The organism is uncultured Phascolarctobacterium sp. (genome assembly GCF_905212365.1).
Classification (GTDB): Bacteria; Bacillota; Negativicutes; order Acidaminococcales; family Acidaminococcaceae; genus Phascolarctobacterium_A.
In genome coordinates this window covers 1-16,053 of sequence record NZ_CAJMEH010000020.1, presented here as the reverse complement: position 1 = coordinate 16,053, position 16,053 = coordinate 1, and the positions used below count along the sequence as shown (strand labels likewise).

The following is a 16,053-nucleotide window of genomic DNA, read 5'->3' as shown; positions in this document are numbered from 1 at the left end:
AGTCCTCCTTAGCCCAACAATTCTTCTACGGTTTTACCACGCAGAGCTGCAACAGATTCAGCGCTCTTCAAAGCCTTCAGACCTTCAATGGTTGCACGAACCATATTGTTCGGGTTGGAAGAACCTTGAGATTTAGTCAGAATATCACGAACGCCAGCCAGCTCCAGAACGGCACGAACCGGGCCGCCAGCGATAACGCCGGTACCTTCTCTAGCCGGTTTCAGGAATACGCGGCCTGCGCCGAATACGCCGATGATTTCATGAGGAATGGTGGTACCAACCAGCGGTACGCTAACCAGGCTTTTCTTAGCGTCTTCAACGCCTTTACGGATAGCTTCAGGAACCTCTGCAGCTTTACCCAGGCCCATGCCTACATGACCATTTTCATCACCTACAACAACAAGTGCAGCGAAGGAGAAACGACGTCCGCCTTTAACAACCTTAGCAACACGGTTGATGAAAACGACTCTTTCTTGTAATTCGTTTTCTTTATTTTCGAAGTTCGCCACTTTATTTCCTCCTTCTCTTAGAATACAAGGCCAGCTTCGCGGGCAGCTTCTGCCAGAGCAGCAACACGGCCGTGGTACAGATAACCGCCACGATCGAATACTACCTCTTTAACGCCTTTAGCCAGTGCCTTTTCAGCGATTGCTTTGCCTACGGCCTTAGCAGCTTCAATATTGCCGCCGTAGTTTTCTTTCAGATCTTTTTGAACGGTGCTAGCAGCAGCGATGGTTTCGCCGGTTTCATCGTTAATAACCTGTGCATAAATGTTGGACAGGGAACGGTATACGTTCAGACGAGGTCTTTCTGCTGTACCGATAATATATCTACGAGAACGGAGATGACGTTTTTGACGTTTCTCGTTTTTATCAACTCTGTTAAGCAAGAGTTTCACTCCCTTCTTTTAGAAATTATTTCTTGCCTTTAGCGCCAGCTTTGCCGATCTTACGACGAACATGTTCGCCTTCATAACGGATACCTTTACCTTTATAGGGCTCAGGCGGACGCAAAGTACGGATTTCAGCAGCAACTGCGCCTACGACTTCTTTGTCGGCACCGCTTACAACGATTCTGTTCGGAGCGGGAACCTCAAAAGTAATACCAGCAGGCGGCTCTTTAACAACCGGGTGAGAGAAACCCAGAGTGAAGTTGATGTTGTTGCCTTGTTTAGCAGCACGGTAACCTACGCCGTTGATTTCCAGGGTTTTGCTGAAGCCTTGGGTTACGCCTACGATCATGTTGTTGATCAGAGTACGGGACAGGCCATGCAGAGAACGGTTCTCTTTCTCGTCGTTAGGACGCTCAACGGTGATAACACCATTGTCCATGGTCAGCTTCATGTTTTTATTGATTTGACGAGCCAGCTCGCCTTTAGGACCTTTAACGGTCACATGATTGTTTTCAATAGTAACTGTTACACCAGCGGGAACAGTAATTGGCATCTTACCAATTCTAGACACGTACGAGCACCTCCTATCTTTTTAGTATTACCATACGTATGCAAGAACTTCACCGCCCAAGCCTGCTTTGCGAGCAGCTTTGTCGGTCATCAAGCCTTGGGAAGTAGAAATCAATGCAATACCCAGACCTCCGAGGACTCTAGGCAGTTGGTCTTTTTGAGAGTAAACTCTCAGACCGGGTTTGGAAATACGTTTAATACCGGAGATAACCTTCTCTTTATTAGCACCGTATTTCAGGCTGACTTTAATAACGTTTTGTTTGTTGTCAGCGATAACTTCAAAATCTTTAATGAAACCTTCAGCCTTCAAAATTTCAGCAATAGCAACCTTAATTTTGCTGCCGGGGATTTCAACTCTATCGTGATGAACTGAATTTGCATTACGAATACGGGTAAGCATATCAGCAATCGGGTCAGTCATTACCATACTTAAATACCCTCCTTCCTTGTTGTCTATCTTACCAGCTTGCTTTAGTTACGCCCGGAATAGCGCCTTTGTAAGCATATTCACGGAAGCAGATACGGCAGAGGCCAAATTTACGCATATAGCCATGAGGTCTGCCGCATACCTTGCAGCGATTATATTGGCGAACTTCGTACTTAGGCTCGCCTTTCCATTTTTCAATCAGGGCTTTTTTAGCCACGGTATTCCCTCCTCACTTATGCGCCGAACGGCATTCCGAGGAGTTTGAGCAATTCTCTAGCTTCCTCGTCAGTCTTAGCGGTAGTTACAATGATGATATCCATGCCACGAACTTTATCGATCTTATCGTATTCGATTTCCGGGAAAATCAATTGTTCTTTCAGGCCCAGTGCGTAGTTACCACGGCCGTCGAAAGCAGTAGCGCTAACACCGCGGAAGTCACGTACGCGCGGAAGAGCGAGATTCATCAGTTTATCAAGGAAATAGTACATACGGTCGCCGCGCAGAGTAACCTTAGCGCCCAAAGGCATACCTTGACGTACTTTGAAAGCTGCGATGGATTTTTTTGCTTTGGTGATAACAGGTTTCTGACCTGCGATCTGAGTCATATCGGCAACTGCGGACTCCAGAGCCTTGCTGTTGCCAACTGCTTCGCCAACGCCCATGTTGATGACAACTTTCTCAATCTTAGGGATTTCCATTACGTTTTTATATTGGAATTTGTCTTGCAGTCCTTTAACAACTTCAGACAAATATTTTTCTTGCAATCTGGTCTTTGCCATTCAGTTATTTCCTCCTTTCCCGGAAAATTATTTATCGATTACTTCACCGCATTTTTTGCAGGCTCTTACAAAAGCGCCGGCAACTTCGGTCTTTTTAATACGGGTAGCTTTTTTGCAAGCCGGACATACAACCATTACCTTAGAAGAAGCGATGGGAGCCTCTTTAGTAATGATACCGCCTTGAGGATTTGCCTGAGACGGTTTGGTATGACGTTTTACTTTATTTACGCCTTCAACAACCACTTTGGCTTTCTTAGGCAGAGCTTCAACGATCTTACCTTGCTTGCCCTTATCCTTACCGGACAGTACAAGAACGGTATCGCCTTTTTTAACATGCAGCTTTACAGCATTTGCCATGTCAAGAACACCTCCTTATAGTGCGTTATCTAATTTCTTACAGCACTTCCGGTGCCAGAGAAATGATTTTCATGAAGTCTTTTTCGCGGAGTTCGCGGGCAACAGGCCCAAAAATACGGGTGCCGCGCGGGCTCTTGTCTTCTTTGATTACAACTGCTGCGTTCTCGTCGAAGCGGATGTAAGAGCCGTCTGCACGACGAACACCCTTTACGGAACGAACAACAACTGCTTTAACTACGTCGCCTTTTTTTACAACGCCACCGGGTGATGCATCTTTAACAGCACATACGATAACGTCACCGATATTAGCATATTTACGGTAAGAACCGCCTAATACACGGATACACATAACCTTCTTAGCGCCGGTGTTATCACCAACATTAAGGATAGTTTGTTGTTGTATCATGGATTTCCCTCCCTTGCCGGTCTAAAGCATCGGCAAAAATTATTTTGCACGCTCTAAGATCTCAATAACGCGCCAGCATTTATCCTTGGACAGCGGACGGGTTTGCATAATTTGCACTACGTCGCCGATATGTGCTTCGTTATTTTCGTCATGAGCTTTAAATTTAATAGTATGTTGTACGCCTTTTTTGTACAGCGGATGCTGAACGAAACGTTCTACTGCAACTACTACAGTTTTCTGCATTTTATCGCTGACAACTTTACCAATACGGGTAACACGTGCGTTTCTTTCTTCGGTCACGACTGTTTCCTCCTTGTTATACTTCAAAACAGTTAAGCCTTGAGCTCACGTTCACGCTGGATTGTTTTGATACGGGCAATGGATTTTTTCACGTCACGAATTTTCATCGGGTTTTCACATTGACCGGTTGCCATTTGAAAACGCAGATTGAAAAGTTCTTCTTTCAAATCTGCCAATTTGGTGTCTAACTCAGCAGCAGACAATTCACGAATTTCTGTTGTTTTCATTAAGCTTCACCACCCTTTTCTTGTGCGGCAGCTTCAGCTTCCTGTTGAGCCTTGGTCACAAATTTGCATTTGATCGGCAATTTGTGGCTAGCAAGACGCATTGCTTCTTTAGCAACCTCTTCGCTAACCCCGTTCATTTCGAACAGTACACGGCCAGGTTTAACTACTGCTACCCAGTATTCCGGAGAACCTTTACCAGAACCCATACGAGTTTCAGCAGGTTTTGCAGTAATCGGTTTGTCCGGGAAAATTTGAATCCAAACTTGACCGCCACGTTTGATGTAACGAGTCATAGCGATACGAGCTGCCTCGATTTGGCGGTTGGTTACCCAAGCGGGCTCCAGTGCTACCAGACCAAATTCGCCATGAGCAATTTTGTTACCACGCATAGCACGGCCAGTCATACGACCTCTATGTTGTTTACGATGTTTAACTCTCTTCGGTAATAACATGTCTGATTATGCCTCCTTTGCCGGAGCAGTTTTAGCTGCTTCTTTGCTTTCAGGAAGAACTTCGCCTTTATAGATCCATACCTTTACGCCGATGCGGCCATAAGTGGTATGAGCTTCTGCAGTGCCGTAATCGATGTCAGCGCGCAGAGTGTGCAGAGGAATGCTGCCTTCGCGATAGGATTCGCTGCGGGCGATTTCAGCGCCGCCCAAACGACCGCCGCAGGTAATTTTGATACCCTTAGCGCCCATACGCATAGTGCGGCCAACGCATTGTTTCATAGCACGACGGAAAGCGATACGGCGTTCCAGCTGTGCTGCAATGTTCTCTGCAACCAAGGTTGCGTCCATATCCGGGGTTTTAACTTCTACAATGTTGATGTCGATAGCGCTTTCCGTCATTTTCTTCAGGTCAGATTTCAGCAATTCAATGTTGCTGCCTTGACGACCGATTACCATACCAGGTTTTGCAGTATGGATGGAAATACGGGCTTTATTGGAGGCGCGTTCGATTTCTACTTTAGAGATACCGGACAGGAATAATTTTTCTTTAATGAACTCACGGATTTTAATATCTTCTAACAGGTATTTCTCATAGTCTTTATCAGCGTACCATTTGGAATCCCAGCCTTTGATAACGCCAACGCGAAGACCATGCGGATTAACTTTTTGACCCACTATCTTTTCCCTCCTTCTGACGGGATATTATTTTTCTTTAACAGCTACGGTTACGTGGCTAGAACGTTTCAAAATTTTGAAAGCCTGTCCACGAGAACGAGGATGAATACGTTTCATGGTCGGACCTTGATCTACAAAGCAGGAAGATACGATCAGATTATCCACGTTCATGTCAAAGTTATGCTCTGCGTTGGCTACTGCGCTGCGCAGAACCTTTTCGATTACCTCAGAACCAACCTTCGGGGTGTATTTGAGGATAGCGAATGCTTCACCAACGGATTTGCCGCGGATCAGATTGATAACGATGCGCAGTTTGCGCGGAGCAATGCGAATATATTTAGCAACTGCTTGTGCTTCCATTCTTTAGTTCCTCCCTTCCCCTTATTTTAAACCGGTGGTCTTATCTGCGTGACCTTTGTAAGTACGAGTAGGAGCAAATTCTCCTAATTTGTGGCCTACCATATCCTCGGTGATGAATACCGGAACATGTTTGCGTCCGTCATGAACCGCAATGGTGTGACCAACGAAAGACGGAATAATAGTAGAGCTGCGAGACCAGGTCTTTACAACTTTTTTATCATTAGCGGCATTAAGCGCGTCAATCTTTTTCAAAAGACTTGCATGGACAAAAGGTCCTTTTTTAACTGATCTGGACACTAGGTTAGCCTCCTTTCTTTATCCTGTTCTATTATTTGGTTCTACGTTTCAAAATTAACTTAGTAGAAGCTTTTTTCTCTTTGCGAGTACGGGTACCAAATGCACATTTACCCCAAGGAGTAACAGGACGCTTACGACCAACAGGGGAGTGGCCTTCGCCGCCGCCGTGCGGATGGTCGTTAGGATTCATTACAACGCCGCGGTTAGCAGGACGAATACCCAGCCAACGGCTGCGACCAGCTTTACCGATGCAGATGTTTTCAGCATCAATGTTACCAACCTGGCCGATGGTTGCACGGCAGTTGATATGTACTTTACGGATTTCGCCGGAGGGCAAACGCAGCAGAGCGTAGTCGCCTTCCTTAGCCATCAGCTGAGCGCTGGTGCCGGCACTGCGAGCCATTTGGCCGCCTTTGCCGATCTTCATTTCCACGTTGTGTACCATAGTACCCAAGGGAATGTTTTTCAGCGGCAAGCAGTTGCCAGTCTTGATGTCGGCGTCAGCGCCGCTTACTACAACGTCGCCAACCTTCAAATCCAGCGGAGCGATGATGTAACGTTTTTCGCCGTCAACATAGTTGATCAGAGCAATGCGAGCGTTACGGTTAGGATCGTACTCAATGGTAGCAACCTTAGCGGGAATACCGTCTTTGTTGCGTTTGAAGTCAATGATACGATATTGTCTCTTGTGGCCGCCGCCTTGGTGACGGACGGTCATCTTACCGGTATTGTTACGGCCAGCATGTTTAGCAAGTTTCTCAACAAGCGGGCGGTAAGGCTTGTCAGTCGTAATCTCTTCGAAGGCAGACACAGTAATAAAGCGTCTGGAAGGAGAATACGGATTAAAGCTTTTAATAGCCATTTAACTTGACCTCCTGTTATACGTTAATTACATTCCTTCGAAAAGGGGAATCGTATTGCCTTCAGCAAGCTTCACGATTGCTTTCTTATAATCGGAACGTTTGCCAACATATTTACCCACGCGTTTGGTTTTTCCCATAACGCGGATAGTGTTAACATTCACTACTTTTACGCCAAAAACTGCTTCAACAGCTTGACGAATTTCTACTTTATTAGCATCCAGAGGAACCTGGAAGGTATATTTGTTCTCCTGCATCATTTGAGAAGTTTTTTCAGTGATGATGGGGCGAAGCAGTAAATCGCGAGGATTAGCAGCCATTATGCGAGCACCTCCTCAATTTTTTCTACAACATCTTTAGCAAGGAATACCTTGTTGCTGTTCAGGATATCAAAGCAGTTCAGGCCCATGTTGGTGATAGTGGTTACTTTCGGCATATTGCGTGCGGAAAGAGCAACGTTTTCGTTGGAACCATCGGTAATCAGCAGAGCCTTCTTGTCAGCAGCTTCAAAGGTTTTCAGCAGAGAAGCTACTTGTTTGGTTTTGGGAGCGTCGAAAGCCAAGCCTTCAACTACTACCAGTTCGCCAGCTGCAACTTTTGCAGACAGTGCGCAGCACAGAGCCAGACGACGGGCTTTGCGGGGCATTTTCTTAGCATAGCTGCGGGGTTGGGGGCCAAAAGTGGTACCGCCACCTACCCATACAGGAGAACGGTTGGAGCCGCAACGAGCACGACCAGTGCCTTTTTGTTTCCAAGGCTTACGGCCGCCGCCACGAACAAGACCGCGGGTCTTGGTTGCGGAAGTACCTTGGCGTTGGTTTGCCAGCTGCATTACAACTGCTTGATGTACTACAGCTTCATTGAACTCAGCGCCAAATACGGAATCATTTAATTCTATTTCACCGGCAACTTCACCGGCCAGATTATATACTGATAACTTCGGCATTAGAAGCATCCTCCTTTCTTTCGCTTATCTTATTTTTTGTTAGGTTTTACAGTTTCTTTCAAAACTACGTAAGAACCAGCAGCGCCCGGGATAGCGCCTTTAACCAGAATAAGATTACGTTCTACGTCGACCTTAACGATAGTCAGGCGTTGAACGGTTACATTTTGGTTACCCATACGGCCAGGCAGTTTTTTGCCTTTAATTACGCGACCGCCAGGACCAGAATGCATGGGGCCCATAGAACCGGGTTCACGGTGAGATTTAGAACCATGTTTCATAGGTCCGCGAGAGAAATTGTGGCGCTTAATAGTGCCTGCAAAACCTTTGCCGCGGGAAACGCCGCTTGCATCGATCAACTCGCCGTCAGCGAAAATGTCAGCGGTAACTTTTTGACCGATTGTATATTCAGAAGGAGCAGACAAACGCAATTCTCTGACAAACTTAACCGGCGCAACGCCAGCTTTGTCAAAATGGCCTTTCATCGGTTTGGTGGTATGTTTTTCTTTAATTTCACCAAAACCAAGTTGAACAGCATTATAACCGTCTGTTTCTTCGGTTTTGTTTTGAAGTACAACGCAGGGACCTGCTTCTACAACAGTTACAGGAATCAGTCGTCCGTCAGCTTCAAAAATTTGGGTCATGCCCAGTTTTTTGCCTAAGATACCTTTAGCCATTATTGCACCTCCTCCTTACAGTTTAATTTCGATATCTACGCCAGCGGGAAGATCCAAACGCATCAGGGCGTCAACGGTCTTAGCGGTGGGTTCCAGAATGTCTACAAGTCTTTTGTGAGTACGCATTTCAAATTGCTCACGGGAATCTTTGTTTACATGTGGGGAACGCAGAATAGTGTAAATATTTTTTTCAGTAGGAAGGGGAATCGGACCGGAAACCTGAGCGCCGGTACGTTTTGCAGTTTCTACGATCTTGGTAGCACTTTGATCCAGTGCTTTGTGGTCATACGCTTTCAGGCGTATTCTAATCTTCTGAGACTTAGCCATTAAAAAATATCCTCCTAAATCGCCCAGTTTCTATGAACGGACATACTCCGTGAAAATCTCCCTGTCTAACAGGCAAGCAACCTTTCACATCATCGCAGGGCCATACCAACAAACATAAGAATATGAGGGGGTCCTTTTAGCCCCCCTCATACCAGGGATCTAACTAAAATAAATTACTTGGTAAATTATACTTCTTCTACTTCGGAAACAACGCCGGCGCCAACGGTACGGCCGCCTTCACGAATAGCGAAACGCAGACCTTTTTCAATTGCGATCGGGGTGATCAGCTCTACTTCCATGGTTACGTTATCGCCAGGCATTACCATCTCTACGCCTTCTGGCAGCTCGGTTACGCCAGTTACGTCGGTAGTACGGAAATAGAATTGCGGACGATAGCCGTTGAAGAACGGAGTATGACGGCCGCCTTCTTCTTTGGTCAGTACATATACTTCGCCTTTGAATTTGGTGTGCGGATGAATGCTGTTCGGTTTTGCCAGTACCTGGCCGCGTTCGATTTCTTTACGATCTACGCCGCGCAGCAGGCAGCCGATGTTATCGCCGGCTACTGCTTCGTCCAACAGCTTGCGGAACATTTCTACGCCGGTTACTACGGTAGATTTCTTCTCGTCCTTCATACCAACGATTTCTACGGTGTCGCCTACTTTTACGGTACCGCGCTCTACACGACCGGTTGCTACGGTGCCGCGGCCGGTGATGGTGAATACGTCCTCGACGGGCATCAGGAACGGCTTGTCGGTTGCGCGCTCAGGCAGCGGAATGTAGCTGTCTACTGCGTCCATCAGTTCCATGATCTTTTCTTCGTATTTAGCGTCGCCTTCCAGAGCTTTCAGTGCGGAGCCTGCTACTACAGGAATATCGTCGCCGGGGAAGTCATAGGAGCTCAGCAGTTCGCGAACTTCCATTTCTACCAGTTCCAGCAGCTCTTCGTCGTCTACCATATCTACTTTATTCAGGAATACTACCATTGCAGGTACGCCTACTTGGCGGGCCAGCAGGATGTGCTCACGGGTCTGGGGCATCGGGCCGTCAGCAGCGGATACTACCAGGATAGCGCCGTCCATCTGAGCTGCGCCGGTGATCATGTTCTTTACATAGTCAGCATGGCCCGGGCAGTCAACGTGCGCATAGTGACGGGTTGCGGTTTCATATTCAACGTGCGCGGTGTTGATGGTGATGCCGCGCTCGCGTTCTTCCGGAGCTTTATCGATCATGGAGTAATCCATGAATTCTGCGCCGCCGCGTGCTGCCAATACTTTGGTGATTGCTGCGGTCAGTGTGGTCTTGCCATGGTCAACGTGACCGATGGTGCCGATATTCAGATGCGGTTTAGTTCTTTCATATTTAGCTTTTGCCATTGTGAATTTCCTCCTTAGGTTTTGTTAAAACTAGGCTTAGTTAGTGCCTTTGTTTTTAGCAATGATTGCTTCAGCAATGTTTCTAGGTACGTCTTCGTAATGGTCTACTTCCATAGAGTAGTTGCCGCGGCCCTGGGTCTTGCTGCGCAGGTCGGTTGCATAGCCGAACATTTCAGCCAGCGGAACGAATGCGCTGATAACCTGAGCGCCGTTACGAGCTTCCATACCGTCGATACGACCACGGCGAGAGTTGATGTCGCCAATTACGTCGCCCATGTATTCTTCAGGAACGGTAACTTCGACTTTCATGTAAGGTTCAAGGATAACCGGATTTGCTTTTTCAGCGCCGGCTCTGAAGCCCATGGAACCAGCAATCTTGAAGGCCATTTCAGAAGAGTCGACTTCATGGTAAGAACCATCATATACAGAAACGGCAATGTCAACCATCGGATAACCGGCAACTACGCCGTTTTCCATAGCTTCCTTAACGCCTGCTTCGATAGGAGCGATGTATTCCTTAGGAATAGCGCCGCCGACAACCTTGTTTTCGAACAGGAAGCCTTCACCAGGCTCACGCGGGGTGATTTCCAGCCAGCAATGACCGTATTGGCCTTTACCGCCGGACTGACGAACAAACTTGCCTTCAGACTTAACAGCCTTGCGAATGGTTTCGCGATAAGCAACCTGCGGATTACCAACAGTGCAGCCTACCTTGAATTCGCGCAGCAGACGGTCAACAATGATGTCTAGGTGCAGCTCGCCCATACCGGAAATAATGGTCTGGGAGGTTTCCGGATCAGTGTGAACACGGAAGGTCGGATCTTCTTCTGCCAGTTTTTGCAGGGCAATGCCCATTTTTTCCTGGTCAGCTTTAGTTTTAGGTTCAACTGCAACGGAGATTACAGGATCAGGGAATACCATGGATTCCAGAATGATCTCGTTTTTCTCATCGCAGAGGGTATCACCAGTGGTGGTGTCTTTTAAGCCTACAGCAGCTGCGATATCACCGGAGTAAACCTGTTCGATTTCTTCACGGTGGTTAGCGTGCATTTGCAGGATACGGCCGATACGCTCGCGTTTGCCCTTAGTAGAGTTGTACACATAAGAGCCGGCGGTCAGGGTACCGGAATATACACGGAAGAATGCCAGCTTACCAACGAAGGGGTCGGTAGCAATCTTGAAGGCCAGTGCGGAGAACGGAGCCTCGTCGCTGGACGGACGCTCGTCTTCTTCGCCGGTGTCAGGATTTACGCCTTTGATATTCGGAATATCGGTAGGAGCGGGCATGAATTGGATTACGGCATCCAGCATCGGCTGTACGCCTTTATTCTTATAAGAAGAACCGCAGCATACCGGAGTCATCTTGCAGGCAATGGTTTGTTTGCGGATACCAGCCAGAATCTCTTCCTCGGTCAGCTCTTCGCCTTCCAGGTATTTCATCATCAGCTCGTCGTCGCCTTCAGCAACTGCCTCAATCAAAGCTGCACGGTATTCTTCAGCTTTTTCCTTCATATCTTCGGGAATCTCGATGAATTCTTCTTCCTTGCCCAGCGCATCATCATAAACGATAGCTCTCATTTTAATCAGGTCTACCATGCCTTGGAAGGTATCTTCAAAGCCGATAGGCAGCTGAATGGGAACTGCGTTGGCATTCAGGCGGGTTTTCATCATATCGATTACGCGATAGAAGTCAGCGCCGGTAATATCCATTTTGTTTACATACGCCATACGGGGTACATGATACTTGTCAGCCTGACGCCATACGGTTTCGGACTGAGGCTCAACACCGCCCTTAGCGCAGAAAACTGCAACGGAACCATCAAGTACGCGCAGGGAACGTTCAACCTCTACAGTGAAGTCAACGTGGCCCGGAGTATCGATGATGTTAATGCGGTGCTTGTCGAATTGGTGCTCAGAACCTTCCCAATAGCAGGTGGTAGCAGCAGAAGTAATGGTAATACCGCGTTCCTGCTCCTGAACCATCCAGTCCATGGTAGCGGCACCTTCGTGGGTTTCACCGATCTTGTGTACTCTGCCGGTATAGAACAGAATACGTTCGGTGGTGGTGGTTTTACCAGCATCGATGTGAGCCATGATGCCGATATTTCTAGTTCTCTCAAGCGGAATTAATCTGCCCACTTTTTAAATCCTCCTCAAAATAACTGAGTCAGGCCATTACCAGCGGTAATGAGCAAATGCCTTGTTTGCTTCTGCCATTTTGTGGGTATCTTCGCGTTTCTTAACGGCTGCGCCAGTGCCATTGGATGCATCCATGATTTCACCGGCAACGCGCTCGTACATGGTTCTTTCGCCACGCAGACGAGAATAGTTTACCAGCCAGCGAATACCCAGAGTGGTTTTACGGTCAGCGCGCACTTCTACCGGAACCTGATAGTTAGCGCCACCAACACGGCGAGCACGAACTTCCAGCAGCGGCATTACGTTCTGCATAGCAGCATCGAATACTTCCAAAGGATCCTTGCCAGTTTTTGCACGAACCAGATCGAATGCATCATATACGATACGCTCAGCAACGCCTTTTTTGCCGTCGAGCATAATTTTGTTAATAAATCTAGTTAAAAGTTTAGAACCGTACACCGGATCCGGCAGTACGTCTCTTTTAGTTACAGGGCCTTTTCTCGGCATGTGTTTCCCTCCTTAGGATCAAATCATTCTTAATGTTTTCTTGAAATTATTTCTTTGCTTTAGCACGTTTTGCGCCGTACTTAGAGCGAGATTGGTTGCGGTTAGCAACGCCTGCAGTATCAAGAGCACCGCGAATGATATGGTAACGCACACCAGGAAGGTCCTTGACTCTTCCGCCTCTGATCAGAACAACACTGTGTTCCTGAAGATTATGGCCGATACCCGGGATATAAGCAGTAACCTCGATGCCGTTGGTTAAACGTACACGAGCTACTTTACGAAGTGCAGAGTTAGGTTTCTTCGGGGTAGTGGTGTAAACACGGGTGCATACGCCACGTTTTTGCGGGCATTCTTTCAATGCCGGAGCAGTAGATTTGCTTTTCAGAACTTCTCTGCCTTTGCGTACCAGTTGGTTAATTGTAGGCATATCGGCACCTCCTTTCCAAACAATTAGATTTTAATGATTATAAAAACTCAGCTTGCGCCAAGCCCTTATCAAGCTTTGAGTATTGCGGCAGCAGCAGCCTTGACGTTAATGCCGCACGCCCGTCCGATATCCGCCATGCTTTCCGTCGTAACAGAAGGCACATTGTTTTCCCGGCACAGCGCGAGCAATTTCCCGGTAACGCGCTCGTCCGCATCAACAGCGATGTAGACCAGCTTCGCCGCTTGTCTTGCCACAGCTTTTTCCGTCTGCTTTACGCCGACCGTCCGCTGCTCAGCTTGCTTTAAAGCTTCAAGCGTCATCAGGTTACCTCCTTCATAGAGCGCATAGCTCACCCGCGATACTGGTATATTGTAACATCTTAAACAAAGCGTGTCAACACTTTTTGTTAAAAAAAGGCAATTTTTCAAGCGCCTTTTTTACTGTATCAATGGGCTTCTTGCTTTCCACGCTTCCAAGTGTTTCGCAATACGTCTGCCAGCTATTTGCGCGACTAAAAATATCTTCCGCAATGCCTCGCGCTGCGCAATCCGCTCCGTATATTTCACAGTTTTTTTACAAAAAAACAGGCGGAGAACTTGTCTCCGCCATAGCTTTAACGTATTCAATTACTCAACCTGCAGCTCCTCTTCCGCCGCATCAAGCGCCAGCTCAGGCAGCTCATAATTATCATAGTAGTTAGCTGAATTTGCCTATACAGGCAAGTAAGGCAGATTATCAAACGCGCCGCACGTCTGCGCATACATACAGACAGCGGCAGTATTGACATAAACGGGAGGCTGCCGGACTTTGAGCAAAGTTATCCTGATTTTTGCTACGCATCCATGCCAGCTACTTAATCAACCCCGCGCATGTGCAGAAAATCCGCCGCTTCGCCGTGACTCTTACGGGCGGAACGGAGCTGCCCATCCCCGAAAAAAATACACTGCAATAAAAAACTGCTTCTGATGAAAAGCACGGAACCGCAGCCAGAAAAATAAGGCCGCCGTCCAATGCCATTCGGCAGAAGCAACAGATAAAGTAAAAGAAGCCGCTCCACATGTGAAGCAGCTCCTCGTTTTTATTCACAGGACAATATTATTCCGCCTGCTTTTTAGCTGGGCTGATAAGAGCAACGATAACGTAAGCGGCGATGCATACCAGCCATTCCATATAAATAACATTGGGGAAAATGCGTACTGCCGGAGTAAGCTGCCACAAAATCAGCAGAACCAGGCCTGCCAGCAGCGTCCAAAAGCCTGCGGCTTTAGAAGTGTATTTGGGCATAAACAGCGCCACGATAACAATAACGCTGAAGGCCGCAGTCAGCGACAGGCCAATCATAATCGTACCCAAAATACTGGAAACGCTCATCGCCAGTCCCAAGGTCAGAATGCCGCTGATCATAACGCACAGACGAGTCATCAGCAACTGACGGGAACTGTCGCAGGACGGATTGATAAAACGCTTGTAAATATCGCTGGAAAACAGCGTGCCTGCGCTCAGCAGCAAATTGCAGGCCGTGGATACGTCGGCAGCCCACAAAGCCGCCAGTGTAATACCGGCTAACACCGGCTGCAGGCCCACGATAACCTGGGGCAATGCCAGCGCAGCCTGCGCGTCAGGATACATAGCCTTAGCCACAATGCCCAGAAAAGCTGCCAGCACGCCTACAGGCAGCATCAAAATGCCGCCCCAGACAAAGCCCTTTTTAGCCGTCGCCGCATCCTTAGCACCCAAAGAAATTTGCAGAATGCTTTGCAGGGAAAGGTTTACCGTAATCAGCGTAACCACCCAGCTGGTAATAGTCACAGGGCCCACGCCGTCGATAAAGCTGAACCAGGGCACATTGGTCGGCAGCGCCGCAGCCAGATGCTCCATTGTGCCGATTTTTTTAAACTGAATTACCGTAGCGGCCAAAATACCGGCATAAATCAGAATGATGTTCAGTACATTGGAAAGAGAAGCGGACCACATGCCGCCGATAAAAGTAATGCCGATAAAGGTAATAGCGCTGACAATCATGCCAGTTTTAAAATCAAAAATATCTGGCAGAATAGCGTGCAGAATACTGCCTCCGGCAATATACTGCAAGGAAATAATAACCAGCTGAATAACAATCTGGCAGAACACGCCCAAAATTACCGCGCTGGTACCATGATGGCGTTCAATAAGCTCAGTAATCGTCGTTATATTCTGCTCGCGATATTTTTTGGCCATAAACAAGCCCATAACAATAGCGCCCAAGGCCCAGGCGATAGTGTACCAGCCTGCGCTCAGGCCTACGCGGAAGGCATGCTCTGAAACGCCGATAGTCGACGCGCCGCCGACCGCCAGACCGATAATGGTTACGCAAATCAAAGGAGCGGACAGCTTACGTCCGGCCAAAGCAAAATTCTCATTGTTGCCTTCGCTGCGTTTCTTAGCAAACCAAGAAATGCCGAACAGAGCAACAATATACAATATTAAAATAACCAGGGAAACGGGCACGAAAAATCCTCCTTCAAAATATATACGACTGTCAAAAAATACAACGCCCATACTGACGGACACCTCTGTGCCGCCCCATATGGGCCTAATCGTGCAGCCTTTAACAGCATATATGCCGCAGACATTTGTATTCATTATTATGCGCTCGCACCGTTTATACTAACAATCATCCCCATAAAAGCCCCATATAAACCTCTTGATGCTCACTGCATAGCAATAATACAGACATTAGCTAAATTATAGACCATCGCAAAAATTTCGTCAATAAATTTTCACAAAAAAGTATTGACAAAAACGTCGCTCCTAGTTATAATTAACCATGTTGTTGGCCTCATAGCTCAGCTGGATAGAGCGTTTGACTACGAATCAAAAGGTCGCAGGTTCGAGTCCTGCTGAGGTCACCATTATAGTTTATAAAACCGTTACTACAGAAGTAACGGTTTTCTTTTTCCCTCATACATCAAGCAAACACACCATGTTGTAAATTAACCGTTACTATATTTAGTAACGGTTTCAGACTGTAGAAAAACCCATGTTTCTCTCTTTCAAGGGAAGCATGGGTTAATTT

At 47.3% G+C, this 16,053-nt stretch carries 26 protein-coding genes and 1 tRNA gene; 2 read left to right on the top strand and 25 right to left on the bottom strand.

Annotated elements, in window-relative coordinates; translation table 11 throughout:
• Nucleotides 1–8: 8 nt before the first annotated feature.
• The 24 genes from rpsE to QZ105_RS04785 all read right to left on the bottom strand — a co-directional run bounded on the left by rpsE (nt 9) and on the right by QZ105_RS04785 (nt 13,318).
• Nucleotides 9–509, bottom strand: a complete 501-nt coding sequence (rpsE, locus tag QZ105_RS04900) for a 30S ribosomal protein S5 (RefSeq protein WP_293728735.1) — start codon at nt 507–509, stop codon at nt 9–11.
• 17 nt (nt 510–526) lie between these two features.
• Nucleotides 527–889, bottom strand: coding sequence for a 50S ribosomal protein L18 (gene rplR, locus QZ105_RS04895; protein WP_366935986.1), 363 nt, complete (start codon nt 887–889; stop codon nt 527–529).
• Between the two features lie 25 nt (nt 890–914).
• A complete protein-coding gene (gene rplF, locus QZ105_RS04890) occupies nt 915–1,463 on the bottom strand; it encodes a 50S ribosomal protein L6 (RefSeq protein ID WP_293728733.1) in 549 nt (182 codons plus the stop codon).
• A gap of 27 nt (nt 1,464–1,490) precedes the next feature.
• A complete protein-coding gene (gene rpsH / locus QZ105_RS04885; RefSeq protein WP_293728732.1) occupies nt 1,491–1,889 on the bottom strand; it encodes a 30S ribosomal protein S8 in 399 nt (132 codons plus the stop codon).
• Nucleotides 1,890–1,920: 31 nt separating this feature from the next.
• On the bottom strand, nt 1,921–2,106 hold the full coding sequence (locus QZ105_RS04880) for a type Z 30S ribosomal protein S14 (RefSeq protein ID WP_293728731.1): 186 nt from the start codon (nt 2,104–2,106) through the stop codon (nt 1,921–1,923).
• Nucleotides 2,107–2,122: 16 nt separating this feature from the next.
• A complete protein-coding gene (rplE, locus tag QZ105_RS04875) occupies nt 2,123–2,668 on the bottom strand; it encodes a 50S ribosomal protein L5 (protein WP_293728730.1) in 546 nt (181 codons plus the stop codon).
• Nucleotides 2,669–2,695: 27 nt separating this feature from the next.
• Nucleotides 2,696–3,025, bottom strand: a complete 330-nt coding sequence (gene rplX / locus QZ105_RS04870) for a 50S ribosomal protein L24 (RefSeq protein ID WP_293728729.1) — start codon at nt 3,023–3,025, stop codon at nt 2,696–2,698.
• Between the two features lie 37 nt (nt 3,026–3,062).
• A complete protein-coding gene (rplN, locus tag QZ105_RS04865) occupies nt 3,063–3,431 on the bottom strand; it encodes a 50S ribosomal protein L14 (protein WP_293728728.1) in 369 nt (122 codons plus the stop codon).
• A 39-nt stretch (nt 3,432–3,470) separates the two neighbouring features.
• Nucleotides 3,471–3,731, bottom strand: a complete 261-nt coding sequence (gene rpsQ / locus QZ105_RS04860; protein WP_293728727.1) for a 30S ribosomal protein S17 — start codon at nt 3,729–3,731, stop codon at nt 3,471–3,473.
• A 32-nt stretch (nt 3,732–3,763) separates the two neighbouring features.
• Complete coding sequence (gene rpmC / locus QZ105_RS04855) at nt 3,764–3,958, bottom strand: 50S ribosomal protein L29 (RefSeq protein WP_009145393.1); 195 nt, start codon at nt 3,956–3,958, stop codon at nt 3,764–3,766.
• On the bottom strand, nt 3,958–4,410 hold the full coding sequence (gene rplP, locus QZ105_RS04850; protein ID WP_293728726.1) for a 50S ribosomal protein L16: 453 nt from the start codon (nt 4,408–4,410) through the stop codon (nt 3,958–3,960). Before rplP ends, rpmC begins: the two co-directional genes overlap by 1 nt.
• Nucleotides 4,411–4,416: 6 nt before the next feature.
• The gene (gene rpsC / locus QZ105_RS04845) at nt 4,417–5,085 is read right to left on the bottom strand and encodes a 30S ribosomal protein S3 (protein WP_293728725.1); all 669 of its coding nucleotides are present in this window, start codon (nt 5,083–5,085) and stop codon (nt 4,417–4,419) included.
• 27 nt (nt 5,086–5,112) lie between these two features.
• A complete protein-coding gene (gene rplV / locus QZ105_RS04840) occupies nt 5,113–5,445 on the bottom strand; it encodes a 50S ribosomal protein L22 (protein ID WP_293728724.1) in 333 nt (110 codons plus the stop codon).
• Between the two features lie 21 nt (nt 5,446–5,466).
• Nucleotides 5,467–5,742, bottom strand: coding sequence for a 30S ribosomal protein S19 (rpsS, locus tag QZ105_RS04835; RefSeq protein WP_293728723.1), 276 nt, complete (start codon nt 5,740–5,742; stop codon nt 5,467–5,469).
• A 31-nt stretch (nt 5,743–5,773) separates the two neighbouring features.
• Nucleotides 5,774–6,604: a 50S ribosomal protein L2 gene (gene rplB / locus QZ105_RS04830; protein WP_293728722.1), complete on the bottom strand. Its 831-nt coding sequence runs from the start codon at nt 6,602–6,604 to the stop codon at nt 5,774–5,776.
• Nucleotides 6,605–6,631: 27 nt separating this feature from the next.
• Complete coding sequence (rplW, locus tag QZ105_RS04825) at nt 6,632–6,922, bottom strand: 50S ribosomal protein L23 (protein WP_293728721.1); 291 nt, start codon at nt 6,920–6,922, stop codon at nt 6,632–6,634.
• A complete protein-coding gene (gene rplD, locus QZ105_RS04820) occupies nt 6,922–7,548 on the bottom strand; it encodes a 50S ribosomal protein L4 (protein WP_293728720.1) in 627 nt (208 codons plus the stop codon). Before rplD ends, rplW begins: the two co-directional genes overlap by 1 nt.
• A 29-nt stretch (nt 7,549–7,577) precedes the next feature.
• Nucleotides 7,578–8,222 (bottom strand): 50S ribosomal protein L3, encoded by a 645-nt coding sequence (gene rplC / locus QZ105_RS04815; RefSeq protein ID WP_293728719.1) that lies wholly within the window; start codon nt 8,220–8,222, stop codon nt 7,578–7,580.
• 15 nt (nt 8,223–8,237) lie between these two features.
• Nucleotides 8,238–8,549, bottom strand: coding sequence for a 30S ribosomal protein S10 (gene rpsJ, locus QZ105_RS04810; protein WP_277247731.1), 312 nt, complete (start codon nt 8,547–8,549; stop codon nt 8,238–8,240).
• A gap of 185 nt (nt 8,550–8,734) precedes the next feature.
• A complete protein-coding gene (gene tuf, locus QZ105_RS04805) occupies nt 8,735–9,925 on the bottom strand; it encodes an elongation factor Tu (RefSeq protein ID WP_293728718.1) in 1,191 nt (396 codons plus the stop codon).
• 36 nt (nt 9,926–9,961) lie between these two features.
• A complete protein-coding gene (fusA, locus tag QZ105_RS04800) occupies nt 9,962–12,064 on the bottom strand; it encodes an elongation factor G (protein WP_293728717.1) in 2,103 nt (700 codons plus the stop codon).
• Between the two features lie 36 nt (nt 12,065–12,100).
• On the bottom strand, nt 12,101–12,571 hold the full coding sequence (gene rpsG, locus QZ105_RS04795) for a 30S ribosomal protein S7 (RefSeq protein WP_009144757.1): 471 nt from the start codon (nt 12,569–12,571) through the stop codon (nt 12,101–12,103).
• Nucleotides 12,572–12,617: 46 nt separating this feature from the next.
• On the bottom strand, nt 12,618–12,998 hold the full coding sequence (gene rpsL / locus QZ105_RS04790; RefSeq protein WP_009144758.1) for a 30S ribosomal protein S12: 381 nt from the start codon (nt 12,996–12,998) through the stop codon (nt 12,618–12,620).
• Nucleotides 12,999–13,066: 68 nt separating this feature from the next.
• Nucleotides 13,067–13,318 (bottom strand): ribosomal L7Ae/L30e/S12e/Gadd45 family protein, encoded by a 252-nt coding sequence (locus QZ105_RS04785; protein ID WP_293728716.1) that lies wholly within the window; start codon nt 13,316–13,318, stop codon nt 13,067–13,069.
• 509 nt (nt 13,319–13,827) lie between these two features.
• Between QZ105_RS04785 and QZ105_RS10540 the strand changes: the two genes are divergently transcribed.
• On the top strand, nt 13,828–13,950 hold the full coding sequence (locus QZ105_RS10540) for a LytTR family transcriptional regulator DNA-binding domain-containing protein (RefSeq protein WP_366935985.1): 123 nt from the start codon (nt 13,828–13,830) through the stop codon (nt 13,948–13,950).
• 143 nt (nt 13,951–14,093) lie between these two features.
• Here the strand turns inward: QZ105_RS10540 and QZ105_RS04780 are convergent, their stop codons facing one another.
• Nucleotides 14,094–15,536, bottom strand: a complete 1,443-nt coding sequence (locus QZ105_RS04780; protein WP_293728715.1) for a sodium:solute symporter family protein — start codon at nt 15,534–15,536, stop codon at nt 14,094–14,096.
• A 276-nt stretch (nt 15,537–15,812) separates the two neighbouring features.
• Here QZ105_RS04780 and QZ105_RS04775 point away from each other — a divergent pair.
• Nucleotides 15,813–15,889, top strand: a tRNA-Arg gene (locus QZ105_RS04775).
• Nucleotides 15,890–16,053 lie beyond the last annotated feature (164 nt).